Below are 25994 nucleotides of genomic sequence, written 5' to 3'. Positions count from 1 at the left end.
CCATGTTCACCGGAATCATCGAGGAGATGGGCGAGGTCGTCTCGCTCGTGCCGACGGGTGAGGGCTCGGCGGTGCTGACCCTGCGCGCAGGCAGGGTCCTGGACGGGTTGCCGGACGGGGGCTCGCTGGCAGTGAACGGCGTGTGCCTCACCCAGGCGCCCAACGCCGGAGCCACGGCTGCAGCACGAGACACCGTCGCACAGCCGACCCCGGCCTCGGCGACGGGGTCGTCCGTCCCAGGCCCGGCCTCGGGCCTCTTCACCGCCCACGTCATGGGCGAGACCCTCACCCGCACGACGGTGGGCCGGCTGTCCCCCGGCGACCCCGTCAACCTCGAGCGGTGCCCGCGCGCGGGCGACCGGTTCGACGGGCACATCGTGCAGGGCCACGTCGACGGGACGGGCACCGTGCTGGCCGTCGTCGACGAGGGCGACTGGGTGCGCGTGCGCATCGGCCTGCCCGCAGAGCTGGCCCCGTTCACAGCGGAGAAGGGGTCGATCGCGCTCGACGGGATCTCGCTCACGATCTCCGCGGTGAGCCCCGCGCACCCGGACGACGATCAGCACTGGGTCGAGGTCAGCCTCATCCCCGTCACCCTGGCCGCGACCCGCATGGGTGTGCTGCGGGAGCGTGACGCGGTCAACGTCGAGGTCGACGTCATCGCGAAGTACGCCGCCCGCCTCACGGAGTTCCGGACCGCCGCTCCCACACCGACCACCTCAGAAGGAGACCTGTCATGATCCGCCTCGACACCATCGACACCGCGCTGGCCGCCCTGCGCGACCGGCGGCCCGTCATCGTCGTCGATGACGAGGACCGCGAGAATGAGGGCGACCTCATCATGCCCGCCACGACGATGACCCCGGAGTGGATGGGTTTCATCATCCGGCACACCTCGGGGGTCGTGTGCGCGCCGATGCCGGCGGCTCGGGCACAGGCGCTGGACCTGCCTCCCATGACGGCCGTGAACGAGGACGCGAAGGGCACCGCCTACACCGTCACCTGCGACGCGGCGACCGGCGTCACGACGGGGATCAGCGCCGCGGACCGCACCGTCACCGTCCACACCCTGGCGACCGAGTCCCCGGACCCCGCCTCGATCACCCGGCCCGGCCACGTCCTGCCGCTCATCGCCCGCGACGGCGGGGTCCGCGAACGCCCCGGCCACACGGAGGCCGGCGTCGAGCTGTGCCGCCTGGCGGATCTGGGCGAGGTCGCCGTCATCGCCGAGCTCGTCCACGACCACGGCCCCATGCTGCGCGGCGACGACCTGCGCGTCTTCGCGGACGCCCACGGCCTGCCGCTCATCTCGATCGCGGACCTCATCGCGCACCTGGACGCTGCGGACGCCGTCGCGACGGGGCTCCCGCAGGAGCCCCTGGGCCCCGCGCCCGAGGTCGTCGCCACCCCCGCCGTCACCCTCCCCACCCCGCACGGGGACTTCCGCACCCGCGCGTGGCGTCAGCTGGATCCGCAGGGGCGTCCCGGCACCGAGCACCTGACCCTCGAGGCGGGGCTGACCGCGGACCCTGCTGCGGCCTCGTCGGCGGTGGGCACGGGGCAGTCTGCTTCACCGGAGCAGACGCCCCTGGGGACGACCGCGGAGCAGCCAGCGGCGGTTCCCGCGGACGCACCTCTGGTCCGCGTGCACTCCGAGTGCCTGACCGGGGACGCGTTCGGGTCGCACCGCTGCGACTGCGGCGAGCAGCTGGACGAGTCGCTGGACCTCGTCGCGCAGCACGGCGGCGTCGTCGTGTACGTGCGCGGGCACGAGGGCCGCGGCATCGGGCTGTGGGAGAAGATCCGGGCGTACGGGCTGCAGGAGCAGGGTGCGGACACGGTCGACGCGAACCTGCAGCTGGGACATCCGGAGGACGCGCGCGACTACCGTGCCGCCGCCGCGATCCTCACCGACATGGGGCTCACCCGCGTGCGCCTGCTGACGAACAACCCCGCGAAGATCAACGCGCTGCGGGCGCACGGCATCGATGTCGTCGACCGCGTCCCGCTCGAGGCGACCGCCCGCCCCCAGAACGCCCACTACCTCGCGACGAAGCGGGCCCGCATGCAGCACCTGCTGGAGGCGAGCGCACCCGCACCCACCACCGACACCTCCGCTCACGACAGGAAGGCATCCTGATGGCCCACCACGGCGCTCCCACCTCCGTCCTCTCCCCCACGGACACGCAGAATCCGGAGGACTCGCTCAACACCCTCTCCGTCGCGATCGTCGCCTCGTCCTGGCACGACACCGTCATGGACGGGCTCATCGCGGGTGCTCAGCGCGCGACCCGCGACGCGGGCCTCTCCCCCGTCCTGGTCCGGGCGCCCGGCAGCTTCGAGCTGCCCGTCATCGCCGCGGAACTCGCAGAACGCTTCGACGCAGTCGTCGCCCTGGGTGTCGTCATCCGCGGTGGCACTCCCCACTTCGACTACGTGTGCGGCGCCGCGACGGACGGACTCACGCGGGCCTCGCTGGAGTCGCGCACACCCATCGGATTCGGCCTGCTGACCTGCGACACGGACGAGCAGGCGCTCGACCGGGCGGGTCTGGCCGACCGCGGCGACGGTCAGCCGTCCGCTGAGGACAAGGGGTACGAGGCGACCGCCGCCGCGCTGGAGACGGCAGCGACGCTGCGGCGCATCCGTCGGAGCTGAGACGACTCCCCGATCCGGATCAGGGACAATGGCACCCATGCCCGTCCTGCCGCACCGCTCACCCGCGGACCACTTCGCGCTGACGGCGCGGACCGCTGCGCGGCGCGTCATGCGCAGCTATTCGACGTCGTTCTCGCTGGCCACGTCCGCTCTGCCGGGGCGCATCCGCGCACACATCGAAGCGGTGTACGCGATGGTGCGCGTCGCGGACGAGCTGGTCGACGGCGCCTGGGAGGGCGCGGATCCTGCGGACCTCCACGTGGAGCTGGACCGGTTCGAGACCGTCATCACCCGCGCGGTGCAGACGGGGTTCTCCACGGACCTCGTCGCCCACGCGTTCGCGCTGACCGCCCGCCGCACGGGCATCGGCCCCGCCCAGTGGGAGCCGTTCTTCGCGTCGATGCGCTCCGACATCCCGGCAGATCCCGTCACCGCCACCGTCCTCTCCCGCGACCAGCTCGTCGCCTACATCCACGGCTCCGCCGAAGTCGTGGGCGAAATGTGCGTCCTCGCCTTCTTCGACGGCGCTCCGCTGCCCGCGGATGCGGAACACCGGCTGCTGCCGGGGGCCCGAGCCCTGGGCTCTGCGTTCCAGAAGGTCAACTTCCTGCGCGACATCGCGCACGACTCCGCCCGCCTGAGGCGCGGCTACGTCGTGGCACCGGGGCAGGCGCAGACCGGCTTCACGACCGGGGACCGCGACCGTCTGACCGGCCAGATCTTCGCGGAACTCGCCCGGGCCGCGCCCGCGATCGACCTGCTGCCCACGCGTGTCCGACCTGCCGTGTGGACGGCCTTCGGCGTGTTCGCCGAGCTCACCCACCGCATCGCGGCCACCCCCGCCCACCGGATCGCGCGCACCCGCATCCGTGTGCCGGACCCCGTCAAGGCGGGCCTGGCCGCGCGCGCCGCGGCCGGTCGTCCCCGCACCTCGTGGCCGGGGCTCGACCGAGCAGCTGCGGACCTGGGCGCGACGGACGGCGCACACACCCGGTCCGCCACCACGAGCACGGAGGGTGACTCAGCATGAGTGAGGTCGTCGTCATCGGCGCCGGCATCGCCGGACTCGCGACCGCGGCGCTGGCCGCGCAGGACGGGCACGACGTGACCGTCCTGGAGCGCCGCGACCAGGTGGGCGGACGCGCTGGCACGCACGAGGAGGCCGGTTACCTCTTCGACACGGGTCCGTCCTGGTACCTCATGCCCGAGGTCTTCGACGCCTTCTTCCGCCGCTTCGGCACCAGCGCCGCGCAGGAGCTGGACCTCATCGACCTGCCCGTCTCCTACCGCCTGTTCCCCGGCCACCGCCACGCGGACACGGCCCCCGCCGCAGGATCCGACACCGCGTCAGCAGGCGACACGGGTCTCCCGTCTGCCGGGCACGCCGACTCGTTCCCCTCTCCCCTCGACATCGTCCCGGACCGCGAGGCCCTCCATACGCTCGCGGAGGCACTGGAGCCCGGCTCGTCGGCCGCCCTCGACGACCACCTCGACAGCGCCTCCCGCCTCTACGACCTGGCCAGCGTGCACGCACTGCGCACCGACTTCGGCCGCGAGCACCGCGGCCCCACCGGACTGGCGGGCCGGGTGCGGAGTCTGGGCGGCCTCGGCAGCGGGGTGCTGGCCGCAGCGGGGCGGGACCCCGGCACCCGGGCAGTCCTGCCCCAGCTGCCGGGCCTCCTGACCGGCAGCCTCCGCGACCACGTCCACGCGCGGTTCCGGCAACCGCTGCTGCGGCAGATCCTCCTGTACCCGTCCGTGTTCCTCGCGACGGACCCACAGCGGACGCCCGCGCTGTACCACCTCATGAGCCGCATGGACCTCATCGACGGCGTGCAGTATCCGCGCGGCGGGTTCGGCACCCTCATCGACGCGTTCGCGCGGCTGGCCCGCGACGCGGGCGCACGGATCCGCACGGGCGCGGACGTGCTGTCGCTGCGGCCGGGTCCGCGTCGCGGTCGCCGCTGGGACCGCTCCATCGCCGAGGTCGTCGCCCGGACCGCGGACGGCGTCCTCACGCTGGAGCCGGACTGGGTCGTGGCCGCGTGCGACCTCCACCACGTGGAGACCCGGCTGCTGCCGCCCGCGCTGGTGAGCGTCCCGGCGCGGGTGTGGGAGAAGCGAGACCCGGGGATGGGCGCGCTCACGATCCTGCTGGGGGTCGAGGGCCGCGTGCCCGGACTGCAGCACCACAATCTGTTCTTCACCGACGACTGGGAGGCGAACTTCGCCTCCGTCTTCGGCGGGCGCGCAGCGGGGCCGCCGGAACCCGCGAGCACGTATGTGTGCGCACCCAGCGTCACGGATGCGGGCGTGGCGCCGGACGGGTGCGAGAACCTCTTCATCCTCGTCCCGTTCCCCGCGAACCCGTCGCTGCGGGCAGGCCAGGCGGAGCTGGAGGCGTACGCGGACCGGGTCATCGACTCCGTGGGAGCACGGGTGGGGGCGCCGGATCTGCGGCAGCGGACGCGGGTGCGGCGCGTGCAGGCGCCCGGGGACTTCGCGCACGAGTTCCACGCGTGGTCCGGGACCGCGCTGGGGCCCGCGCACACGCTGGGCCAGAGCGCGATGTTCCGCGATTCCGTCGTGTCGCCGCGAGTGCCCAACCTGCTGCGGGCCGGCGCGTTCACCGCACCCGGGGTGGGGCTGCCCATGTGCGTCATGAGCGCGGAGAACGCGATCGACGCCCTGCGGTTCCTGGAGGGCGCATGAGTGCGGCGGTGGCTGCGGGGACGGTTGCACTTGTGGCACAGGAGGCACAGCCCCTGGGAGCGTTCACGCCGTTCGCGTACACCGCGTGCCTGCTGTTCAGCCTCTTCGGGATGCTCATGCTCGACTGGCGGCACCGCCTGTTCTGGTTCGCGGATGCCCGGCGGGCGGCGATCGTCCACGTCGTCGGGGTCGCGGCATTCCTCCTGTGGGATGCGGGCGGGATCGCGCTGGGCGTCTTCTTCCGCGGCGAGACCCCCTATATGACGGGGGTGCTGCTGGCCCCCGAGCTGCCCGTCGAGGAGCTCCTCTTCCTCATCTTCCTCTGCTGGCTCACGATGAACGTGTACACGGGTGCAGTGCGGCTGCTGGAGCGGCGGAGGGAGCGGGCATGACGTACTGGATCCTGAATGCGGTGTTCCTCGTGGCCGCGGTCGCGGTGCTCGTGGCGGCGCTGCGGTCAGGCCGCTCTGCGGACACGGGCTCCGGGCCGGGCATGGACTCCGGGCCGGGTGGCACGCGCAGCACACGACGCCTGAACCGGCGGGCGCTGGGCATCACCGCGCTGGTCCTCCTCACCCTCACCGCCGTGTTCGACAACATCATGATCGGGGTGGGGCTCGTGGACTACGGGGCCGCGCAGATCTCCGGCGTGCGCCTGGGCATCATGCCGATCGAGGACTTCGCCTACACCGTGTTCGCCGTCCTCGCGCTGCCGGCGCTGTGGACGCTGCTGCCGGGCTCCACGTCCCGTCGGGCAGGTCGCCCCGCGGTCGGCCGGGCGGTACGGGCGGGGGCGGCCGCGGCCTCGGCGACGGAGGGAACACCATGACGACTGACCAGCCCCGATCCGAAGCACCCCTCTCCGCCGGCCGGCGGCTGCGGCACCTGTTCTGGACCTCGAGGCCGCTGTCGTGGATCAACACCGCGTACCCGTTCGGGGCGGCCTGGCTGCTGGCCGGTGGCGACCTGGGCCCCACGTTCTGGGCGGGCTGCTTCTTCTTCCTCGTCCCCTACAACCTGGCGATGTACGGGATCAACGACGTCTTCGACTATGAGTCCGACCTCCGCAACCCGCGCAAGGGCGGCGTCGAGGGCGACGTCCTGGACCGCCGCGTCCACCGCACCGTCATCCTCGCTGCCGTCGTCGCGTGCCTGCCCTTCGTCGTGTGGCTGGCGGTCGCGGGCCATCCGGCGGTGCTGCCGGTGCTGGCGCTGTCCCTCTTCGCGGTCGTCGCGTACTCCGCGCGCGGGCTGCGGTTCAAGGAGATCCCGTTCCTGGACTCGCTGACCTCCTCGACCCACTTCTCCTCACCCGCGTGGGTCGCACTCGCGGCGCTGGGTGTGTGGCCCACGGCGGCCGGCTGGTTCGGCCTGGGCGCGTTCTTCCTGTGGGGTGCCGCCAGCCAGGCGTTCGGCGCGGTGCAGGACGTGGGCCCCGACCGCGAGGCCGGCATCGCCTCGATCGCGACCGTCCTGGGTGCGCGGGCCACCGTGTGGGTCGCGCTCATCGGGTACGCCGCGGCCGGCCTGCTGGCGCTGGGAACGGGACCGGTGCTGGGATGGGCGGCCCTGGGCGCGCTGCCGTATCTGGTCTCCGTCGCCCGGTTCGCCCGCATCACGGACGACACGTCCGCACAGGCACACCGCGGCTGGGTGTCCTTCCTCTGGCTCAACTACGCCGTGGGATTCGGTGTCACCATGCTGCTCCTCGTCCATGCGGGCCTCCTGCCGCCGGGCTGAGCGCTCCTGCCGCGTTGAGCGCTCCTGCCGCCGGGCCGGGTTCCCTCCACCACCGTCAACCGCACCCGGCCCCATGGCCCCCTACACTGCGAGGCATGAGCGCTTCCCACCTCCACATCATCGCCCTGGGCGGCACGATCGCCTCCGTCCCGCAGGAGGACGCGGCCTCCGGCGTCGCTCCCACCGTGGGTGCGGAGCAGATCGCCGCCGCCGCGCACCTCGACACCCTCGACCTGCCCGGCGGTCCGCCGCACGTGACCTTCGAGCAGCTGGCGCAGGTGGGCTCGGGCTCCATCACGCTCGCCCACCTCTTCGCAGCAGTCCGCTCGATCCGCGCCGCCGCGGCGTCCGGCGCCCACGGGGTCGTCCTCACGCAGGGCACGGACACGCTCGAGGACTCCGCCTTCGTCCTCTCGCTCCTGAACGACGCGGGCATCCCCGTCGTGCTGAACGGTGCGATGCGCAATCCCTCACTCCCGGGCGCGGACGGTGGCGCGAACGTGCGCGCGGCGGCCATCACCGCACTGGACGCGCGCGTCCGCGCGCTGGCGGCGGACCGGCGACTGGCCGCGTCCCTCGTCTTCGCGGACGAGGTCTTCGACCCGGCGACCGTCGTGAAGGCGCACACGACCTCGGTCGCGGCGTTCTCCGCCAGCCCCGGGCAGGGTCCGCTGGGCTGGATCTCCGAGGACCGGCTCATCCTCCCCCACACCCCCACCGAGGCCCCGGTCCCGGACGGCTGGACCGTCCCGCCGTCACCGGCGGACCCCGCAGCGCTGCCGCGCGTCGCCCTCATCGAGGCCGGGCTGGACGACGACCTGGTCCTGCTCGACGGTCTGGCCGCAGCGGGGTATCGCGGCTGCGTCCTCGCCGGTGTGGGCGGCGGGCACGTCCCCGCGGGGACGGCTGAGCGCGTGGGAGCGCTGGCCACGCGCATGCCCGTCGTGCTCGCGTCCCGGACCGGGGCCGGCGCAGTGCTCCAGCGGACGTACGGCTATCCGGGTGCGGAGATCGACCTGCTGGGCCGCGGACTCGTCCCCGCGGGAACACTGAATGCACGGAAGGCGCGGCTGGCACTCATCCTGGCGCTGGAGTTCGGGACGGACTTCCCGCAGCTCTGAGCGGGAGCCACGCACTCACGGAGACACGACGAGACTCTTGATCTGCGACGAAGCTTCGTCGCAGATCAAGAGTCTCGTTGCTGTCACTCCGCGATCTTCACGACCGTCTTGCCGAAGTTCTTCCCCGCCAGCATGTCGTTGAACGCATCCAGCACGTTGTCGAACCCGTCGATGACCTCCTCCTGGTACTTCACCTGGCCGGACTTCACCCACTGCGTCATGTCGCGCAGGAAATCGTCGTGCATCGACTCGACGAACTCGTTCTGGATGAAGCCGCGCAGGGTCAGCGACTTCGTGAGGACGGACCGCATGACGCGCTCCATCGAGCCGGCCGGAGCGAACTCGGACGTGCCGTTGTACTGGGCGACCAGGCCGCACACCGGCACGCGGGCGAACGTGTTGAGCCGCGGCAGCACCGCGTCCCAGACCGCTCCGCCCACGTTCTCGAAGTAGACGTCGATGCCGTCCGGTGCCGCCGCCTTGAGCTCCGCCCGCAGATCGCCGCTGCGGTGGTCGAGCGCCTGATCGAAGCCGAACTCGCGCAGCAGGTCGACCTTCTTCTGGCCACCGGCGATGCCGATCGCCGTCGCGCCCTTGACCTTCGCGATCTGACCGACCGCGGACCCCACGGGACCGGTGGCGGCGGCGACCGCAACGGTCTCGCCCGGCTGCGGCTTGCCCAGCGCCAGCAGGCCGGCGTACGCGGTGAAGCCGGGCATGCCCAGGACGCCCAGTGCGGTGGTGACCGGGACGTCGGCGGGGTCGAGCACGCGCAGGACGCTCGCGTCCTCCACCGAGTACTCCGCCCAGCCCCCGTAGCCCAGCACGATGTCGCCCACGGCGACGGCGTCCGATTCGGTGGCCACGACCTCGGAGACGGTCGCGCCCACCATGAGCCCGCCGATCTCCACCGGGGCCGCGTACGACTTCGCATCGTCCATGCGGCCGCGCATGTAGGGGTCCAGGGACAGGTAGAGGGTGCGGAGGACGGCCTGGCCCTCGCGCGGGGTGGGGATCGGCTTCTGCGCGATCTCGAAGTTCTGGGCCGTGGGCGCGCCCTGCGGGCGGGAGGCCAGGCGGTAGCTGCGGTAGGTCGTCGTCATCGAGGTCCCCTTCTCTGCCGGATGCGGCATCTCGTCGCGCGGCGGCGCCTGCTGCACGGGCGCGCGTCCTCGCACTGGTGAGCCGCCCCGCACTGCGCTGGGGCGACGCTCGCCACAACCCTACTAGGATCGCCGCCATGACCGAACGTTCGCTCCCCACCCTGCTGCTGACCGCATTCGGGCCGTTCGGCGGGGACGGGTACAACCCCACCCAGCACGCTCTGGACCCCGTCGCCGAGGCCGTGGCCGGTCACGCTCGCGTCGTCACCGAGGTCCTCCCCGTCGAGTACGCCGCCGCGTGCGACCGGATCCGGGAACTCATCCGTGCGCACCACCCCGACGTGGTCGTGAGCCTGGGGCTGGCCGCCGGGCGCACGGCGATCACCCCGGAGCGGGTCGCGATCAACCTCGCGGAGGCGCGCATCCCGGACGAGACCGGCGCCCGGCCGCTGGGCCTCCCCCTGGTCGACGGTGCACGTGCCGCGCACTTCTCCACGCTGCCGGTCGCCGCGATGGTGGAGGCGGTGGCCGCGGTCGACGCGCCCGCGGCGGTGTCGTACTCGGCGGGGACGTTCGTGTGCAACGCGGTCATGTACGCAGCACTGGAGGAGATCCGGGTGCAGGAGGAGAACCGGGCGCTGGAGGATGCTCGGATGCTGAGGGATACAGGTACTGCCGGGAATCGGGCGAGGGCCTCGGCCGTCGCCGGGTTCATCCACGTGCCCCAGGCGACGGAGGCGGACAGCGCAGCGGCGGATGCGGGTGGCGCCCGCACGCGTGAGGGGTCGATGACCCAGGCCCAGATTGACCGCGGCCTCAGCGCCGCGGTCCGTGCCGCGGTCGAGCATCGCGGCAGTCCACCCGTCGCCCCGCAGGGCGCTCTGCACGCGGCACGGGTTCCGGGCATCGGAGAGGAACGGGCTCCGGGCATCGGCGCGACGGACTGACGGACTGGCAGAACACCATCTACTTCGCACGATTCTCGCGGTGTGCGACGAAGGTTCGTCGCACACCGCGAGAATCGTTGTGATTCACGGACTCAGCGAGGAAGAGCCGGCCTCGCGCGCGGTCGCTCCGAGGGCAACGGCTCCTGTGCCGCCGGCTCAGACGTCGTCGGGGTCGTCCACGTCGGACGCGTCGTCCTCGGCATCAGCATTGGCCTCGTCCTCCGCATCCGTGTCGTCGTCCGGATCGCCGTAGACTGTCTGCGGGTCGGCGTAGGAGACGTAGACGTCGCCGCTGGAGGCACTGGCCGTGATCGGGACGACGCCGTCACCGGGCTTCGTCTCCGTGATGTCGATCGAGGCGGTGCCGTTGTTCGTGTCCGCATCGACCGAGTAGCCGTCGACATTCTGGCCGCGCACGCGATCCTCGCGCGGCACGTTCACATCGACCATGCCGGTCGTCGTCGTGGCGCTGATGCCGTCCACCGGCACTGCGGACTCGCCCAGGGTCAGGTCCATCCCACCCGTGCGCGTGTGCGCGGTGAGCTCCTGCGAGACGTTCACCCGCTGCGTCTCGAGGTAGCCGGTCGTCGACTCCATGCTGAGGGTGTCCATCGTCCCGGTCACATCGATGTAGCCCGCGCCGGTCTCGACGGCCACGTCCTGCGCGATCACGTCGAGACTCATCGCACCGGCCTCCGACATCGCGTTCACGGACCCGAACTCGCCGATCACCTCGGTGAAGCCCCAGCGGGTGACCACGTCCAGCGCCAGCTCCTGCGCGTACTCCGTGGGCAGCTCGATCTCGACGTTCGTCTCCTCGCCGGCAACGCCCGGGAACCAGTCAGCGCTCCGGTCCCTCCCCTCGAGCGTCAGGGTCGTCGCCCCGTTCGCGTCCTCGATCTGAGGAGTCGTCGAGCGGGATTCCTGACCCACGTGGGACACGTGCGCCACGGGAGCGTCGAACTCGTCGCCCACCGTCACGCGGACGGTCGCCGCCGCCACATCGACCGCGAGGGCGTCCGCCTCGAGTGGCAGGTCGTGCGTCGACTCCTCGTGGACGAGTCCCACGAGGGACGTTCCCGTGAACGCCATCGCGGACACCGGGAGGATGAGGGCGAGCGCGCCCACGATCCCGATGATCGTGCGCCACGCGGTCCGCGACGAGCGACCCAGCGTGAGCGTCGTCGCCGGGCCCGCCGCCTGCGACTGCACCGGGCGGGGCTGAGCCGCGGCCTGCTGTGCGGAGGTCTGCGCTGCGGGTCCACCGACCGGAGCGGGGTACGGAGCTCCTGCAGGATGGCCCGGACCCGGCCCACCGGGCAGCGAGTGCGCCGCGTACTGCTGCGTGGACTGGGGGCCGGGGGCACCGTGTTGAGGTCCGGGCCGACCGTGCGCGGGGTACTGCGCCGTCGAGTACTGCTGGGTGGGCTGCTGTCCGGGTGCCGACTGCTGCGGGACCGTCGGCTGGTCGGTGCCGTTCTGGGGGTTGTCGGGCTGGGGAGGGGTGGTCGGGTGTTCCATGATCGTTCCTCACGATGGGTGCGGGTCACCGCACGAAGAGTCCAGGGGTCTCAGTTGTCCAGGAAGCGCAGCACCGCGAGGACGCGGCGGTTCTCGCTCGTGTCCGCGGAGAGGCCGAACTTCTGGAAGATCGAGCTGATGTGCTTCTCGACCGCTCCCGCGGACAGGTAGAGAGTGCCTGCGATGGCGGAGTTCGACTTGCCGGAGGCCATGTGCTCCAGCACCTCGCGCTCGCGCTCCGTCAGTCCGGCCAGGCCGTCCTGCTTGTGGGAGCGGACGAGGATCTGCGAGACGACCTCGGGGTCCAGGACGGTTCCTCCGCCGGCGACCTCCTCGACGGCGTCGAGGAAGTCCACTACGTCTGCCACGCGATCCTTGAGAAGGTAGCCGAAGCGGCCTCCGCCGCCGGCGATGAGCTCACTCGCGTAGCGCTCCTCGACGTACTGGCTGAGCACCAGTACGCCCACCTCCGGGTTCTGCTCCCGGATGAGGGTGGCGGCGCGGATCCCCTCGTCCGTGAACGTGGGGGGCATCCGCACATCCACGACCGCGAGGTCCGGGTGGAGGCCGGCGACCGCGCTCAGCAGGCCGCCCGCGTCCTCGACCGCCGCCACGATCTCGTGGCCGGCGTCCGTGAGCAGTCGCGAGATGCCCTCGCGCAGCAGGACGTTGTCTTCAGCGATCACGATGCGCATGGCACCTCCGCAACGATGGTGGTGGGTCCGCCCACGGGGCTGGTGACGGACAGGGTTCCGCGTGCCGCGGCGATCCGGTCGTCCAGGCCGGCCAGGCCGGTGGACGAGCCGCCGCGGTCGATCCGTGCGCCGCCGGCACCGTCGTCCACGACGACGATCTGGAGGCGATCGGGGTTCACCGCTCGGACGGAGACCCGCGCGGACTGCGCCCGGGCGTGCTTCGCGATGTTCGTGAGGGACTCCGCGACGACGAAGTAGGACACGCTCTCCGCCTCGGCGCTCACGCGTTCCGGCACCTGCACGTCGACCGTCACGGGGACGGGCGAGCGGGCGGCCAGTGCGCTGATCGCCGCGTCCAGGCCGCGGTCCTCGAGGACCGCCGGGTGGATGCCGCGTGCCAGGTTGCGCAGCTCGGTGATCGCGTCCTTGGAGTCCTGGTGGGCCTCGGCGACGAGATCCTTGCCCGCGTCCGGGTCCGTGTCCAGCTTCCGGCGGGCCATCCCCAGCTTCATGCTGAGGGCGACGAGCATGGGCTGGACGCCGTCGTGCAGGTCGCGCTCGATGCGCAGGCGCTCCGCCGTCGCGGCGTCGACCGCTCCGGTGCGGGCGGTCTCGAGGGCGCCCACCTCGTGGGTGAGGCTGTCGCGCTCGGCGCGCAGGGCGGCCGCTCGCGTCGACGGCAGCAGGCCGCGGTCTATGAGGCGGTCCAGGATCGGGGACACGCCCAGGATCAGGAGGGCGACGACGATCGCCGCGCCGCCCAGGACACCCAGCCCCGCCCGGCTGCTGATGGTGACGTCCGAGGTGGCGAGGAAGGTGGGGTTGATCGACAGGGCCAGCGCGAAGGTGCCGAAGCCCAGTCCGGCCAGCAGCAGGATGCCGATCGTCCCGCCGTACAGGGTCTTGACGAAGGAGTGGACGGTCGAGCGCCAGAACGCGGCGGAGGTGAGGATGAGCCACTGCTGGTGCAGCCATCCCCCGAACCCGGTGCGCAGTGTGGTCCGTGTCTGCGGGACGCGGATCCGCTCGCCGTACACGGCCTCGGACCGCAACCGCTCGAGGTGGTTGATGCCGCGCTGCAGCAGGAACCAGACGAGGAGGAAGATGATCCCGAAGCCCAGTGCGAACACGCCGGCGACGCCGGAGACGAAGAGGCCGACGGGGATCCACAGCCAGACGACGGCGAGGACGGCGGAGAAGAGGACGTTGAGGATGCCCATCGCCCACGGCATGGGCTGGTGGACCAGGCGCGCGTCCGTCGGGTCGGCAGACGCGCCGGTGCCGTCGTCTGCGGCGAGCGGTGCGCCGCCCACCGCACCGGGGGTGCCGGAGGGGTGCTGCGGGGTGTCGTGGATGCGGGCGGGATCGGTCGGGAGGTCGATGCGAGTCGGTGCGTCCGACGAGGGCGGGGGATCTCCGCCCCCTCGGTAGGTCTGTGTCTCGTTCATGGCATCCACTCTCCTCCGCACGACGAGCCGCGGACACGGGGTGATCAGCACACCTCTGTGGGGAAAACCCTAGTCGCCGGGGTGGGGTGGAGCCGTCCGCGTCCATTCGGCCCGCGTGCGGGCGACCCCCAGCCCGCACTCGGGTGAGGGGACCATACTCGTGGTCATGAGCAGGCACCCAGAGGCACGACCCCCCTCGCAGGCTCCGCGCACCCTCGCGTCGCGCACCCTCACCCCGCACAGGTCCCGGCAGCGGACGGTCATCCTGGTGGGTTCTGCGATCGTGCTGGGCGTCGTCAACTCCGCGGTGCACCACTCCGCCTCGTTCAACGGCTGGATCGCCGGCCTCCACCTCAACGACCCGCAGCTGGTCACCGTGCTCATCGGGTCCGACGTGGTCCTGGGCGTCATGGCGCTGTTCCTGCTGCCGGCGGCGATCGCCCACGACACGGAGGAGCTGCGCGAGGACACCTACATCGGCCCGCCGTCGGCCCTGGTCGCCGGCCTCGTCGTCATCACGGTCTGGCAGGTCGCCCCCCTGGCGATGGCCGCCGGCGCGATCGTCATCATCTCGATCTCCTCCCGCGTCTCCGCCTCGTGGACGATCCCGGCCGTCTGCGCCTCGATCCTCTCCTCCCTCATCAACGAACTCGCGTTCGAGCCCCAGCACGCGGGGGTCCAGTGGTCGTCGATCGGCTTCACCGCCGCCGTCACCCTCCTGCTGGTGGGCGTGGGCACCGTCCGCGGCCAGCACCTCCGCACGCTCCGCAAGTCCGCCCGCGTGCGCACCTGACCGGCCGACCGGGCCCCGGCGGAACCGGACCCGCGACGGTCGGTGTCCACGACCTCGGCGGCGGTCGTCTCATCCACTGGAATGGGACTGTGACCGGCCCCACCAGGTGTGATGGGCTGAGTCCGGAGACCCCTGCGACGAGGCGGGGGCTCACGATCGGCAGGAGGAACCATGAAGGTCTTCGAGGTCCCATCAGCAGGCGCGCCCGCCCAGGAGGCGGACCACCCCACTCCCGAGCTGACCGGTGCAGACGTGCTGGTCCGCGTGACGAACTCCGGCGTGTGCCACTCCGACGTGCACTGCGCGGAGGGCTATTTCGACATGGGCGACGCGGGCAAGGCGCCCGTCGAGTCCCTGGGCATGGCGTTCCCGCTGGTCCTGGGCCACGAGATCGTGGGCGAGGTCATCGCGGCCGGCCCCGACGCCTCGGTGCAGCCGGGCGCGGAGAAGTACATCGTGTTCCCGTGGATCGGCTGCGGTGAGTGCGCCGCATGCGCCGAGGACCGCGAGAACTCCTGCACCGGCGCCCGCCGCAACCTGTCGCTGCAGCTGAACGGCGGGTTCTCGCGCGAGGTCTACGTCCCGCACGAGCGCTACCTCATCCCCGTGGGCGACCTGGATCCCAGCTGGGCGGCGACGCTGGCCTGCTCCGGCGTCACCAGCTACTCCGCCGTCACGAAGGCGCTCACGCCCGAGGCCGACCGCCCCATCGCGGTCATCGGCACCGGCGGCGTGGGCCTCAGCGCGGTCGCGCTGCTCAAGGCGCGCGGGCACAAGAACATCGTCGCTGCGGACGTCTCCGAGGACTCGCTCAAGAACGCCGAGGCCGCAGGCGCCACCGCGACCGTCCTCACCACCGGCGAGGACCCGTCCGGCGACATCGTCAAGGCCGGCGGCGGCAAGCTCGCCTCCGCGATCGACTTCGTCAACAACGGCGTGACCTCCTCGACCGCGCTGGGTGCGCTGGGCACGGGCGGGAAGCTGGTGAGCGTCGGCCTGTTCGGCGGCCAGCTGCAGTTCCCCACGACCCTCGTGGCGCTCCAGCAACTGAAGATCGAGGGCAACTTCGTGGGCAGCCTGCCGGAGCTCAAGGAGCTCGTGGAGCTCGCGAAGTCGACGGACCTGCCGCAGCTGCCGATCGTCGAGAAGCCGCTCGAGGCCGACGAGGTCAACGCCGCCCTCAAGGCCATCGAGGAGCGGACGGTCTCCGGCCGCACGGTGCTCGTCGCCGGCTGAGGCACGCCTTCGGCCGGTGAGGCGCAGCGCCCGCAGGCGGGGCTGGGCATCGCCGTGTGAATGACGGACGGGGTCCGGTGCGCAGTGCAGAAGCACTGCGCACCGGACCCCGTCCGTGTGTGAGGGGCGGCCTCAGACCTGGCCCGAGACCAGCCCCGCTCTGCGTCAGGAGGCGACGGCGGCCTCGGCGTTCCGGCGGACCACCGCGAAGCCCTCGGCCCAGGCCACGAGATCCTCGATCATGGGGCCGAAGGTGTCTGCGGAGACCTGCTCCGGAGCGAATGCGCCGTCTGCGAAGTCCGTGAAGATCGAGAAGGCGCCGATCCCGCGGACAGTCGCCGCGCGGAAGTTCGCGAAGACGAGGCGCCACGCCTCGACCGCGCGCACGCCCTTGTCCGCGCCGTAGCTCACGAAGCCCACGGGCTTGTGGGCGAACTCCTGGCCCACGAAGTCGATCGCGTTCTTGAGCGGGCCGGGCACGGAGTGGTTGTACTCCGGGGTCACGACGATGTACGCGTCGAACGGGCGCAGGGCCTCGGCCCAGGCCTTCGTGTGCTCGTTCTCGTACATCCCGGCACCGCCGGGGATGGCCTCATCGAGGATCGGCAGGTCGAAGGCGCCGAAGTGGACGACCTCGTGGTCCAGGCCGCGCTCGCTCAGCTGCGCCGAGACCCAGTCGACGACCTGGGGGTTGAGGGCTCCGGGACGGCTGCTGCCTGCGATGACTCCGATGCGCATATGTCGCGACTCCTCCGCCCGGTCGACCCGGGCCATATAGTTAAAATTACAACTACATTATAGGCGTGCGACTCGGAGCACCCAACCCTCTGCACTGGTGAGACATGCCACGCGGGATCAGGGAATACGCATCTCCACCTGGAAAGACGGAGATCAGCGGCGACGAGGCCACCCAGCAGCGCGGACGCTCAGATGCGGCCGCCGCTGAGGATGTCGAGGGCCGAGGCCGCGAGCGCCTCGACGCTGGCACCGGCCTGCTCGGGGTCGACGTCCAGGTCACCCATCCGCCCCTGCTTGAGGCGCGTGTAGACGCCCTCGCGGATGCAGGCCAGCTTCCAGACCGCGAACGCCGCGTAGTACGGCACGTCCGAGGTGTCCCGGCCAGTGAGGGACGCGTAGGTCCGCGTGAGCTCCTCCGCGGTGGGCGACCCGTCCTCGACGGACGGGGTCCAGATCCCGGTGAGCGAGTCGTCGACGAACATCATCGACAGGAGGTAACCCAGGTCCGTCACGACATCGCCGATCGAGGACAGCTCCCAATCGACGATCGCGCGCACCTCACCGGTGTCGCGGTCGAAGAGCATGTTGTTGGGCTTGACGTCCCCGTGGACCAGGCCGGTCGAGGTCTCCGGCGGGATGCTGCGCGACAGCTGCGCCTGCACCTCCGCGATGACCGGCAGCTCGCGGGTCGTGATCGCCTCGAACTGGCCCAGCCAGCGCCGCAGCTGCCGCTCCACGAAGCCGCCGGGCCGGCGCAGGTCGCCCAGGCCCACCGCATCGATGTCGACGGCGTGGACAGCCCCGAGAGCGCGGACCATCGAGAGCATCGAATCCCGCACGGACCCGCTGGCGGGGATGAGCGCCAGATCCTCCGGCGCATGGATCGGGAAGCCGGGGCAGTGGTCCTGGAAGACGAACGGGACCTCGAGCACGTCCAGATCGTCAACGATCTCCAGGATGGTGGGCACGGGCACGTTCGTGGGCCCCAGCGCCGCCATGATCCGCCCCTCGCGCTGGACGTCGTGCGCGCTGCCGCCCTGGTGACCCAGCGGCGGACGGCGCAGGACCCAGCGGGGCTCACCCGCGAGCGTCACGACGAAGGTGAGGTTCGACCGGCCCACGGACAGGACGGAGAAGCCCACCGTCTCGGGGTCAACGCCCTGCGTCCGGGAGATCCATCGCCGGAGCGCGGGGCCGTCGATGCCCTGGGGATCGGCCTCCGCCGGGTCGCGCGAATCCTGCTGAGTCCGGGTGCCGTCGGAAGTGGGGGTCATGGTGCGAGGGCTCCTCATGCTGGTGTCCCGTGCGGGGCCTCTCTGCCGCGCACGGGACATGGTCCTGGGCGCGCACGGAGCGCTCCGCAGTGCGCCGACCGTCTCATCATCCAACCTGATCAAACGTTCGGCCTGTTTGCGCTTACGCTAGGAAGGCTGATCCTCAGCGTCAAGTGCCGTCCGTCCCTCGGATGCGTGCGAATGGCGGGCACCGGGGCGCACGAACACCCGTCACCTGAGGATCGCGGCCGGACCGCACCGCCGCACCCGGCCACGCGCCCCTGTGACACTGTGACCCAGCGACTCGAAGCGAGGCTCCACCCGATGACCGCACTGCCCTCCCCCTCCGGCACCCCCGCTGACCGCACCCCCGGAGCCGGGCCGCTCGACGGGATCATCGTCGCGGACTTCGCGCGGGTTCTGGCCGGGCCGTACGCCACCATGCTGCTGGCCGACCTGGGCGCCACCGTCATCAAGGTCGAGAGCCCCGGGGGCGATGACACGCGGTCGTGGATGCCGCCCACGTACCGCGACCAGGCCAGCTACTTCCAGGCCGTCAACCGCAACAAGCACTCGATCGTCCTGGACCTCAAGGACGAGGACGACCGCCAGACCGCCCGCCAGATCGCCGCTCGCGCGGACGTGTTCGTCCACAACTTCAAGCCCGGCTCGATCGAGCGCCTGGGCTTCGGCTACGAGGACGTGCGAGCGCTCAACGAATCGATCATCTACGCGCACATCAGCGGCTTCGGCACGAAGGGCGGCGCGGAGCTGCCGGGCTACGACGTCCTCGTCCAGGGCATGGCCGGCCTCATGGACATGAACGGGGAGCCGGACGGAGACCCGGTCCGCTCGGGCATCTCGCTCTTCGACCTGACGACCGGCATGATGACGGCCCTGGGCATCACCGCGGCCGTCCGCCACCGCGACCTCACCGGTGAGGGCCAGCTCATCCAGAACAACCTCATGTCGAACGCGGTCTTCACGATGCTCAACCAGTACCAGTCCACGGCCACGCACGACGCCGTGCCCACGCGCGGCGGCAAGGAGCACGCAACGATCTACCCGTACCACGCGCTGCCCACCGGGGACGGCGAACTCATCATCGTGGGCGCCAACAACGGACAGTTCGCGCGCCTGTCCGCGGAGCTGGGCCACCCGGAGTGGGCTGAGGACTCACGCTTCGACTCCCCGGAGAAGCGCAACGTGAACCGCGATGAGCTGCGCCCGCTCCTCGAGGAGGCGCTGTCGCACAAGGGCAAGGAGGAGTGGTTCCGTCAGCTGCGCGCTGCGGGCCTGCCGTGCTCGCCGGTGCAGAACGTGGGCGAGGGCCTGCGCACCGCGATCGAACTGGGCCTGGACCCGGTCTGGCACACCGAGGACCCGGACTCCGTCGCGACGATCCGCAACTCCCTTTCCATGTCCGCAACCCCGACGACGTACCGGAAGGAACCGCCCGCACTGGGCGAGGACGGCGACGCGATCCGCGCCTGGCTCACCTCGGAGTGACGCGGAGGGCCCCGATCCACGGAGACGACCGCTGAGGCCGCGGAGACTGCACGATGCAGCCTCCGCGGCCTTCTTCCTTGCCCCTCACGGGAGTGAGACCTACCATGGGACTTCAAGAACGATCGTTCTTGCGTGATGCGGGTGCACAGAACTCGGCAGTCGGGTCCACCGATGAGACCCGGCTCCAGCGCCCTCCCCCACGACCCCCTCCGATCGGAGTGACGATGAAGTCCCTCGCTGCTGGCCTGTCCCGCGCGTTCTATCGCTTCCTGCCCGAATCCCTTGTGGTGGCCGTCTTCCTGACGGTCGTCACGTTCCTGCTGGCGGTCGTCGTCGAGCGGCAGAACCCCATCGACGTCACTCAGATGTGGGGCGGGTCCGCGTGGGACCTCCTCGCGTTCTCCATGCAGATCGCGATGCTCCTACTGACCGGTTATATGCTGGCGAACACGCCGCTGGTCGATCGCGGGCTCAACGCCCTGGCCAGCCGAGTCAGCAGCCCACGCGTCGCTGTGGGGATCGCGACGTTCGCGGGAGCCCTGGGCACGTGGCTGAACGTGGGCTTCGGCCTGGTCATCGGCGTCGTGCTGGCCCGCAAGCTCGCGAAGACCGTACCCGGCATGCACTACCCGCTGGCCGTCGCTGGCGGCTACGCGGGCTTCTCCCTCTACGGCATCGGGCTGTCCGGCACGATCCCACTCACGATCGCGACTCCGGGCCACCTCCTCGAGGAGCAGATGGGGATCATCCCCACCTCCCTGACGATCTTCCACCCCGTGGTCCTGCTGACCAGCGCGGTCATCATCCTCGTCATGCCGTTCTTCGTCGCGTTCCTCCACCCCGCGAAGAAGGCGGAGATCATCGAGTTCCAGGCACCCCCGGAGCGGCGAGTGCAGGAGGCGCACGTCGAGGAGGAGGCGCGTGAGACCTTCGCCGACCGCCTCAACCGGAATCCGTTCGTGGGCATCCTCATGGGCGTCCTGGGCCTCGTCTACATGGTCCTGCACTTCGCGGGCGGCGAGGGCGTGAACTTCGACATCATCAACCTCACCTTCCTGTCGCTGGCTCTGCTTCTGTTCGGCCGCCCCGACCGGTTCCTCGAGTCCCTGCGCACCAGCATCGGCGTGGTGAGCGGCGTGCTCGTCCAGTACCCCATCTACGCGGGCATCATGGGCATCCTGGCGGGCTCCGGCCTCATGGTCACCTTCGCAGGCCTGTTCACCGCGATCTCCACCCCGGAGACCCTGCCGTTCTTCAGCTTCCTCTCCGGCGGCTTCATCAACCTGTTCGCTCCTTCGGGCGGAGCGCAGTGGGCGGTGCAGGGCCCCATCATGATCGAGGCCGCGCAGCAGATGGGCGCGGACTACGGCGCGACCGCGCTGGGCGTGGCCTACGGCGACCAGTGGACGAACGCGATCCAGCCGTTCTGGATCATCCCGGTGCTCGCGATCTCCGGCATCAAGCTACGCGAGGTCATGGGCTACCTCTTCCTCGTCCTCATCTTCATGGGCGTCGTCTACGGCGCCTCGATCCTGCTGCTGGGCTTCCTGTGATGACGGCCCCCACCTCCGGAAAGGACATTCTGTGACCACGTCCCTGCCCACCCTCACCGGGCCAGGCACTGCGCCGGCCCCCGGAACCCTCCTCACGACGATCGCCGTCTCCAGCGAGGACGGCCCCCTGGGCCTGGCCGCGCGTGCGACCGCCGAGGCCGTGCGGCCGTTCTCCGGCTCCTTCCGGGTGACCGGTGCACACCTCACGATGGCGCCGGACGCGGACGTCCCCGCGGGGACGCCGGTCACCGCCCAGGCGGAGGCGACCGTCACCGCCCTGGTGCCCGGCCGCGCCGGCACCGTCGCCGAGGTCGCGGTCACCCTGACGGCGCAGCCCTCCTCCCAGGTCTCCGCCGCGGACGCACCGGTACTGGGCACGCTCGACCTCACCGTCGCGACCAACCTGCCGGAACCCACCGCCGATCAGGCACCCGGATCGCGCCCGTGGGCAGCGCTGCTCCACGAGCGGCTGCAGGCGGATGCACAGTTCGCAGAACTCATCGAGACCTACGACGGGACGATCGGCCTGCGGATCGGCGGTCGCGACGTCCACATCCGCTGCTACCGCGGCCAGGTGCTGGAGACCGTCCCCCGGTCCATCCGGGGCGCGGACTTCCTCGTCGACATCAGCGGAGCGGAGTTCGTCGCGCTCATGACAGCGGAGTCGAACACCTTCATGGAGTCCGCGATGCAGCGCAGGATCTCCTCCTCTGGCTCCGGCTACGAGTACCTGCGCATGACGACCGCGCTCATCCGCATCATCGACGTCTGCCGCGCACTCGCCGCGGACGCCGGCTGGGGCCACCGCAGCGCCGCGGCCGGACAGCCGACGGGCGCGGAGACCGACCGGGCAGACGACCCCGCGACCCACGCCCCCACACAGAACGGAGCCACAGCATGACCGCGGTGACACGGACACCGGAGACGGCCTCGGCGACGGCGGCGACGACCACCGCGGCAGCCGACCCGATCGCGGCCGGCAGGCCCTCGCACACGCAGCTGCGGGCGCACCAGCTTGAACTGGACGGCCGACTGGCCTTCGTGCAGGACTGGGGGCCGGAGGACGGCGTGCCGATCCTCGCGATCCACACGGCGGGGCAGTCGGGCGTGCAGTACCGCGACGCGGCCCGCGGACTGGCAGCGCGGGGCTACCGGGTGGTCGTTCCCGACATGCCGGGGCACGGCCACTCGGAACAGGCGCCGGGTGGGCCGGTCACGGACCTGGGCGACTACGCGGTCTTCCACATCCGCGTGCTCGAGGCACTGGGCATCGAGCGCCCCGTCGTCATCGGGTGCTCGATCGGCGGGAAGATCTCGCTGGACGTCGGGATCCGGCTGGCCGACCGGGTGCGTGCGATCGTCGCGATGGCGGCGAACGCGGACCGGGGACAGGTGAACGTCCAGGCGATGCGCCGCGAGCTCAACGACATCTCCACCCCGTCCCGCTCCGACCGCACCTACTGGGGCACGCGTGCCGTCGTGGGCAGCGAGGTCCCGGAGGCCCGTCGCGAGATCATCGCGCGGATGCACAGGCGGGAGGACCCGGATATCTCGCACTCGGACCTCATCGGGTGGGGCACGCACGACATCTTCGACGATCTGCACCGGATCACCGCGCCCGCCCACCTGGTCGCCGGCAGCGGCGATCTCTGGATCGACCCCGAGTCCGTGCGGCGTGCCGCACAGCAGATCCCCGGCGCCCGCTACTCGCTGCTGGCGGGCATCGGCCACTACCCGATGGAGGAGATGGACGACTTCGCCCCGGTCCTGGACGGTTGGATCCGGGAGGCCCTCGCGGGCACGGGCGCGGACGGGCAGGATGAGACCCGGGCGCCGGCGACGAGGCGGGAAGCGCAGGAGGACTGACATGACAACCGACACTGCAACGACGACCGAGGCACCCACTTCCGGGGCGACCACCGTCCGCACACTCTTCGGGCACCTGACCGACTGGGCCGCGCAGACACCCGACCGCGTCCTCGTGACGCAGCTGGACCCCGCCCGCGACGACGCGACGATCGACGACGGCACGCAGCCCGATGTCGCCTCCCAGCTCACCGCGGCCACCGCCGCGAAGCTCCACGCCCGCGCCGGCGCACTGGCCGTCTGGCTGCGCGAGAGGGGGGTGGGCGAGGGCGACTGCATCGCCGTGTGGCTGCCGGCGTGGATCGACTCGTATGCGTGGCAGTTCGCGGCCTCGGCCGTGGGCGCGCACGTGATCGGCGTGAACACCCGCTACAACGTGGCCGAGGTGGGCCACGTCCTCACGAAGGCGCGTCCCGCCGTGCTCGTCGCCGCGCACGGCTTCCAACGCGTCGACTTCCTGACGACGCTCGATCGCGTGGCCGCGGAGCTGCCGGCGGACACACCCCGCCCGTTCGTCCTCGTGACGACCGCGCCGGGCGCCACCGGCGACGGCCCGGACCTGGACGCCTGGGACGTGGGCGCCGGCAGTGCGGACGCCGCGACGATCGGCACCCCCGCGCCCGAGGCCGTGGCCGGCCTCCGCACCGACGGCGACGGCGACCTGCTGACGGTCGCGTTCACGACCTCGGGATCGACGGGGATGCCCAAACTGGCCGCGCACGCGGAGGCCGCGACGATCCACCACATGCAGTCCGCGGCCGCGCAGCTGGGGATCGGCGCGGGCGACCTCATGGTCGAGCCGCTGCCGTACTCCGGCGTGTTCGGGTACGTGGCGGGCATGGTCGCGCTGTTCGGCGGGGCCGGCGTCCTCATCCAGCCGGTGTTCGACCCCGCCGACCTCGTGCGCGTCTGGGCACATCTGGGCGGCACGCACTACGTGGGCGGAGATGACATGCTCGCGCGCATCCGCGACGCCCGGGAAGAGCTGGGGACCGACCTGAGCACGTGGCGGTGGACCGGGATCGGCGACTTCCAGGGGATGTCGGAGGAGATCGCGGCATGGGCGAAGGACCGGTTCGACACCGTGACCGTGGGCGTCTACGGATCCTCGGAGGTCTTCGCGCTCACGTCTTTCTGGCCGCTGGACGGCGGAGTGGAGCCGCGCGTGGGCGGTGGCGGTCGCCTCGTGGGCGACGGCTACGCCTACCGGATCGCGGACCCCGTCACGGACGAGGAGCTGGAGGCCGGGCAGCGCGGCGAGCTGCAGCTGCGCGGCTCCAACGTCGTGAGTCAGTACTTGGGCGACCAGGGTGAAGGGACGAAGGCCTTCGCCGCAGACGGCTGGTTCCGCACCGGCGACCTGGGCGAGGCCGTCGATGAGCGGACGTACGCGTACATCTGCCGGATCGGCGACGTGCTGAGGCTCAAAGGGTTCATGGTCGATCCCGCAGAGATCGAGATGCACCTGGCGGAGCACCCGGAGGTCGTGGTCGCGAAGGTCGTGGGACGGCCGGACGCCGCGGGCGAGACCGAGGCCGTCGCGTTCGTCGTCACGACGCACGGGGCGACGGTCACCGGTGAGGACCTGCGCGAGCACGTGCGCGCGGACCTGGCTCGGTACAAGGTCCCCACGGAGGTGCGCATCGTCGATGACATGCCCACGACCGCCGGCACGAACGGGCGGAAGATCCGCACCGTCACCCTGCGCGAATGGGCGACCCAGCCGGCGGGGTGACGGTCCGCGGACCGGACCGGCCCTCACGGATCGAGACAATCACCTCCACGCATTGATCCATTTCGTAGAATGACCCATGATCGATTGATACCGTCATCAACGGTCGAAGGAGAGTCCGCATGACCCACAAGCCGCGTCCGCGTCCGGACACACCCCACTACATGACCGAGGACCGCGTCGAGCTCCAGCAGCTGGCCCGCCAGTTCGCCCGCGAGGTCGTCCTCCCCATCGCGAACGAGGTCGACCCCGAGGAGGGCGACTTCCCGCAGGACATGGTCCAGCAGATGGCCGACATGGGCTTCTTCGGCATCCTCATCCCCGAGGAGTACGGCGGTCTGGGCCTGGGCGTCTTCGAGTACTGCCTCGTGGCCGAAGAGCTCTCCCGCGCCTGGATGAGCGTGTCCGGGCTGCTGGCCCGCGGCAACGGGATGGGCGGCGGGTTCTCCGAGGAGCAGGAACAGCGCCTGCTGCCCAAGGTCGCCACCGGCGAGTACCTGGGCGCGTTCGCGCTGTCCGAGGCCGAGGCCGGCTCCGATGTCGCGAACATCAAGTGCAAGGCGGAGCAGGACCCGGACACCGGTGAGTGGATCATCACCGGCACGAAGATGTGGTGCACGTACGCGGACCAGGCGGACTACATCATCCTCTTCGCGCGCACCTCGTCGCCGGACGAGGAGAAGCGGCACCGGGGGATCTCGACGTTCCTGCTGGAGAAGGAGCGCGGCTCGTTCCCGGAGGGCATGACCGGCACCCCGGCCAGGAAGATCGGCTACTTCGGGTGGAAGACCTGGGACCTGAACTTCGACGGACTGCGGTTGCCTGCGGACGCGCTGCTGGGTGAGCAGGAGAAGGGCTTCTACCAGGCCGTGTCCGGCCTGGAGGTGGGTCGTGCGCACACGGCGGCCCGGTCGATCGGGCTGGCGCAGGCCGCGCTGGAGGACTCGATCGAGTACATGCAGCAGCGGGTGCAGTTCAAGCACAAGCTGGCGGACTTCCAGCATCTGCGGTTCAAGATCGCGGACATGGCCGCGCAGATCGAGGCGTGCCGGCAGCTCATGTACCACGTGTGCACGCAGATCGATACGGGTCGCCGGTGCGACCGGGAGGCGGCGATGGTGAAGTACCTGGCCGCGGAGATGGCGGAGAAGGTCACCAGCGAGGCCGTGCAGATCCACGGCGGTGCCGGTTACACGAAGGACTTCGCGGTCGAGCGGCACTGGCGGGATGCGCGGTTGACGAAGATCTTCGAGGGGTCCTCGGAGATCCAGATGCGCATCATCAGCGACGACCTCCTGGGCCGCGCCTGACGAACGAGCGACGAGGCGGGCAGTGCGATGCACTGCCC

Annotated in this window: 24 protein-coding genes; 18 read left to right on the top strand and 6 right to left on the bottom strand. The window is 71.2% G+C overall.

Features of this window, described 5'->3' with window-relative positions; all coding sequences use genetic code 11:
* Positions 1-2 precede the first annotated feature (2 nt).
* The 9 genes from HGBR_RS06970 (at position 3) to HGBR_RS06930 (ending at position 8231) form a co-directional block, all read left to right on the top strand.
* The gene (locus tag HGBR_RS06970) at positions 3-740 is read left to right on the top strand and encodes a riboflavin synthase (RefSeq protein WP_019158619.1); all 738 of its coding nucleotides are present in this window, start codon (positions 3-5) and stop codon (positions 738-740) included.
* The gene (locus HGBR_RS06965; RefSeq protein ID WP_019158618.1) at positions 737-2140 is read left to right on the top strand and encodes a bifunctional 3,4-dihydroxy-2-butanone-4-phosphate synthase/GTP cyclohydrolase II; all 1404 of its coding nucleotides are present in this window, start codon (positions 737-739) and stop codon (positions 2138-2140) included. The genes HGBR_RS06970 and HGBR_RS06965 overlap by 4 nt, the downstream gene beginning before the upstream one ends.
* On the top strand, positions 2140-2658 hold the full coding sequence (gene ribH, locus HGBR_RS06960; protein ID WP_019158617.1) for a 6,7-dimethyl-8-ribityllumazine synthase: 519 nt from the start codon (positions 2140-2142) through the stop codon (positions 2656-2658). The genes HGBR_RS06965 and ribH overlap by 1 nt, the downstream gene beginning before the upstream one ends.
* Positions 2659-2695: 37 nt before the next feature.
* Entirely contained in the window at positions 2696-3688 is a 993-nt protein-coding gene (locus tag HGBR_RS16885; protein WP_245533285.1) for a phytoene/squalene synthase family protein, read from the top strand.
* On the top strand, positions 3685-5370 hold the full coding sequence (gene crtI / locus HGBR_RS06950) for a phytoene desaturase family protein (protein ID WP_019158615.1): 1686 nt from the start codon (positions 3685-3687) through the stop codon (positions 5368-5370). Before HGBR_RS16885 ends, crtI begins: the two co-directional genes overlap by 4 nt.
* Positions 5367-5762 (top strand): lycopene cyclase domain-containing protein, encoded by a 396-nt coding sequence (locus HGBR_RS06945; protein WP_083882777.1) that lies wholly within the window; start codon positions 5367-5369, stop codon positions 5760-5762. Before crtI ends, HGBR_RS06945 begins: the two co-directional genes overlap by 4 nt.
* Positions 5759-6199 carry a lycopene cyclase domain-containing protein gene (locus HGBR_RS16880; protein WP_019158613.1) on the top strand — a complete coding sequence of 147 codons (441 nt, stop codon included), beginning with the start codon at positions 5759-5761 and terminating at the stop codon, positions 6197-6199. The genes HGBR_RS06945 and HGBR_RS16880 overlap by 4 nt, the downstream gene beginning before the upstream one ends.
* Positions 6196-7110: a prenyltransferase gene (locus HGBR_RS06935; RefSeq protein ID WP_019158612.1), complete on the top strand. Its 915-nt coding sequence runs from the start codon at positions 6196-6198 to the stop codon at positions 7108-7110. The genes HGBR_RS16880 and HGBR_RS06935 overlap by 4 nt, the downstream gene beginning before the upstream one ends.
* 95 nt (positions 7111-7205) lie before the next feature.
* Entirely contained in the window at positions 7206-8231 is a 1026-nt protein-coding gene (locus HGBR_RS06930; RefSeq protein WP_019158611.1) for an asparaginase, read from the top strand.
* A gap of 83 nt (positions 8232-8314) precedes the next feature.
* Here HGBR_RS06930 and HGBR_RS06925 read toward each other — a convergent pair whose 3' ends face one another.
* Entirely contained in the window at positions 8315-9391 is a 1077-nt protein-coding gene (locus HGBR_RS06925; protein WP_019158610.1) for an NADP-dependent oxidoreductase, read from the bottom strand.
* An 80-nt stretch (positions 9392-9471) separates the two neighbouring features.
* On the opposite strand from HGBR_RS06925, the gene HGBR_RS18780 reads away from it, so the two are divergent.
* Positions 9472-10281: a pyroglutamyl-peptidase I gene (locus HGBR_RS18780; protein ID WP_019158609.1), complete on the top strand. Its 810-nt coding sequence runs from the start codon at positions 9472-9474 to the stop codon at positions 10279-10281.
* A gap of 156 nt (positions 10282-10437) precedes the next feature.
* Here HGBR_RS18780 and HGBR_RS18775 read toward each other — a convergent pair whose 3' ends face one another.
* The 3 genes from HGBR_RS18775 to HGBR_RS06905 are packed head-to-tail and all read right to left on the bottom strand — an operon-like array spanning position 10438 to position 13945.
* Entirely contained in the window at positions 10438-11802 is a 1365-nt protein-coding gene (locus HGBR_RS18775) for a DUF4097 family beta strand repeat-containing protein (RefSeq protein ID WP_019158608.1), read from the bottom strand.
* A 50-nt stretch (positions 11803-11852) separates the two neighbouring features.
* Positions 11853-12497, bottom strand: coding sequence for a response regulator transcription factor (locus HGBR_RS06910; protein ID WP_019158607.1), 645 nt, complete (start codon positions 12495-12497; stop codon positions 11853-11855).
* Positions 12485-13945 carry a sensor histidine kinase gene (locus tag HGBR_RS06905; protein WP_019158606.1) on the bottom strand — a complete coding sequence of 487 codons (1461 nt, stop codon included), beginning with the start codon at positions 13943-13945 and terminating at the stop codon, positions 12485-12487. Before HGBR_RS06905 ends, HGBR_RS06910 begins: the two co-directional genes overlap by 13 nt.
* A 166-nt stretch (positions 13946-14111) precedes the next feature.
* Between HGBR_RS06905 and HGBR_RS16865 the strand changes: the two genes are divergently transcribed.
* Together HGBR_RS16865 and HGBR_RS06895 are read left to right on the top strand one after the other, a co-directional pair.
* Positions 14112-14738, top strand: a complete 627-nt coding sequence (locus tag HGBR_RS16865; protein ID WP_147522342.1) for a hypothetical protein — start codon at positions 14112-14114, stop codon at positions 14736-14738.
* A 171-nt stretch (positions 14739-14909) separates the two neighbouring features.
* A complete protein-coding gene (locus HGBR_RS06895) occupies positions 14910-15974 on the top strand; it encodes an alcohol dehydrogenase (RefSeq protein WP_019158604.1) in 1065 nt (354 codons plus the stop codon).
* Positions 15975-16139: 165 nt separating this feature from the next.
* On the opposite strand, the gene HGBR_RS06890 is transcribed toward HGBR_RS06895, so the two are convergent.
* Both HGBR_RS06890 and HGBR_RS06885 read right to left on the bottom strand, forming a co-directional pair.
* Entirely contained in the window at positions 16140-16712 is a 573-nt protein-coding gene (locus HGBR_RS06890; protein ID WP_019158603.1) for an NADPH-dependent FMN reductase, read from the bottom strand.
* Between the two features lie 188 nt (positions 16713-16900).
* Positions 16901-17986: a phosphotransferase family protein gene (locus HGBR_RS06885; RefSeq protein WP_019158602.1), complete on the bottom strand. Its 1086-nt coding sequence runs from the start codon at positions 17984-17986 to the stop codon at positions 16901-16903.
* Positions 17987-18310: 324 nt separating this feature from the next.
* On the opposite strand from HGBR_RS06885, the gene HGBR_RS06880 reads away from it, so the two are divergent.
* From HGBR_RS06880 to HGBR_RS06855, 6 genes are all read left to right on the top strand, one after another.
* Positions 18311-19495 carry a CaiB/BaiF CoA transferase family protein gene (locus tag HGBR_RS06880; protein WP_019158601.1) on the top strand — a complete coding sequence of 395 codons (1185 nt, stop codon included), beginning with the start codon at positions 18311-18313 and terminating at the stop codon, positions 19493-19495.
* 224 nt (positions 19496-19719) lie between these two features.
* The gene (locus HGBR_RS06875; RefSeq protein WP_019158600.1) at positions 19720-21048 is read left to right on the top strand and encodes a short-chain fatty acid transporter; all 1329 of its coding nucleotides are present in this window, start codon (positions 19720-19722) and stop codon (positions 21046-21048) included.
* A gap of 31 nt (positions 21049-21079) precedes the next feature.
* A complete protein-coding gene (locus tag HGBR_RS18770; protein ID WP_019158599.1) occupies positions 21080-21949 on the top strand; it encodes a hypothetical protein in 870 nt (289 codons plus the stop codon).
* Positions 21946-22914 (top strand): alpha/beta fold hydrolase, encoded by a 969-nt coding sequence (locus HGBR_RS16855; protein ID WP_019158598.1) that lies wholly within the window; start codon positions 21946-21948, stop codon positions 22912-22914. Before HGBR_RS18770 ends, HGBR_RS16855 begins: the two co-directional genes overlap by 4 nt.
* Position 22915: 1 nt before the next feature.
* On the top strand, positions 22916-24649 hold the full coding sequence (locus HGBR_RS16850) for an AMP-binding protein (protein WP_019158597.1): 1734 nt from the start codon (positions 22916-22918) through the stop codon (positions 24647-24649).
* Between the two features lie 119 nt (positions 24650-24768).
* Positions 24769-25956: an acyl-CoA dehydrogenase family protein gene (locus HGBR_RS06855; protein WP_019158596.1), complete on the top strand. Its 1188-nt coding sequence runs from the start codon at positions 24769-24771 to the stop codon at positions 25954-25956.
* Positions 25957-25994: the final 38 nt, after the last annotated feature.

Origin of the sequence: Brevibacterium senegalense (genome assembly GCF_000285835.1) — a bacterium.
GTDB classification, from domain to species: domain Bacteria; phylum Actinomycetota; class Actinomycetes; order Actinomycetales; family Brevibacteriaceae; genus Brevibacterium; species Brevibacterium senegalense.
Note: the sequence above shows the minus strand (reverse complement) of the source record. Positions and strands in the feature narration are given on the sequence as shown.

Coding starts and splice junctions, on each gene's coding strand:
- HGBR_RS06935 (WP_019158612.1), top strand. CDS start 6,196: ATGACGACTGACCAGCCCCGATCCGAAGCACCCCTCTCCGCCGGCCGG.
- HGBR_RS06885 (WP_019158602.1), bottom strand. CDS start 17,986: ATGACCCCCACTTCCGACGGCACCCGGACTCAGCAGGATTCGCGCGAC.
- HGBR_RS06910 (WP_019158607.1), bottom strand. CDS start 12,497: ATGCGCATCGTGATCGCTGAAGACAACGTCCTGCTGCGCGAGGGCATC.
- HGBR_RS16855 (WP_019158598.1), top strand. CDS start 21,946: ATGACCGCGGTGACACGGACACCGGAGACGGCCTCGGCGACGGCGGCG.
- HGBR_RS06905 (WP_019158606.1), bottom strand. CDS start 13,945: ATGAACGAGACACAGACCTACCGAGGGGGCGGAGATCCCCCGCCCTCG.
- crtI (WP_019158615.1), top strand. CDS start 3,685: ATGAGTGAGGTCGTCGTCATCGGCGCCGGCATCGCCGGACTCGCGACC.
- HGBR_RS06855 (WP_019158596.1), top strand. CDS start 24,769: ATGACCCACAAGCCGCGTCCGCGTCCGGACACACCCCACTACATGACC.
- HGBR_RS06875 (WP_019158600.1), top strand. CDS start 19,720: ATGAAGTCCCTCGCTGCTGGCCTGTCCCGCGCGTTCTATCGCTTCCTG.
- HGBR_RS16865 (WP_147522342.1), top strand. CDS start 14,112: ATGAGCAGGCACCCAGAGGCACGACCCCCCTCGCAGGCTCCGCGCACC.
- HGBR_RS06930 (WP_019158611.1), top strand. CDS start 7,206: ATGAGCGCTTCCCACCTCCACATCATCGCCCTGGGCGGCACGATCGCC.
- ribH (WP_019158617.1), top strand. CDS start 2,140: ATGGCCCACCACGGCGCTCCCACCTCCGTCCTCTCCCCCACGGACACG.
- HGBR_RS06890 (WP_019158603.1), bottom strand. CDS start 16,712: ATGCGCATCGGAGTCATCGCAGGCAGCAGCCGTCCCGGAGCCCTCAAC.
- HGBR_RS06945 (WP_083882777.1), top strand. CDS start 5,367: ATGAGTGCGGCGGTGGCTGCGGGGACGGTTGCACTTGTGGCACAGGAG.
- HGBR_RS16850 (WP_019158597.1), top strand. CDS start 22,916: ATGACAACCGACACTGCAACGACGACCGAGGCACCCACTTCCGGGGCG.
- HGBR_RS06895 (WP_019158604.1), top strand. CDS start 14,910: ATGAAGGTCTTCGAGGTCCCATCAGCAGGCGCGCCCGCCCAGGAGGCG.
- HGBR_RS06970 (WP_019158619.1), top strand. CDS start 3: ATGTTCACCGGAATCATCGAGGAGATGGGCGAGGTCGTCTCGCTCGTG.
- HGBR_RS06880 (WP_019158601.1), top strand. CDS start 18,311: ATGACCGCACTGCCCTCCCCCTCCGGCACCCCCGCTGACCGCACCCCC.
- HGBR_RS16880 (WP_019158613.1), top strand. CDS start 5,759: ATGACGTACTGGATCCTGAATGCGGTGTTCCTCGTGGCCGCGGTCGCG.
- HGBR_RS06965 (WP_019158618.1), top strand. CDS start 737: ATGATCCGCCTCGACACCATCGACACCGCGCTGGCCGCCCTGCGCGAC.
- HGBR_RS18780 (WP_019158609.1), top strand. CDS start 9,472: ATGACCGAACGTTCGCTCCCCACCCTGCTGCTGACCGCATTCGGGCCG.
- HGBR_RS16885 (WP_245533285.1), top strand. CDS start 2,696: ATGCCCGTCCTGCCGCACCGCTCACCCGCGGACCACTTCGCGCTGACG.
- HGBR_RS18775 (WP_019158608.1), bottom strand. CDS start 11,802: ATGGAACACCCGACCACCCCTCCCCAGCCCGACAACCCCCAGAACGGC.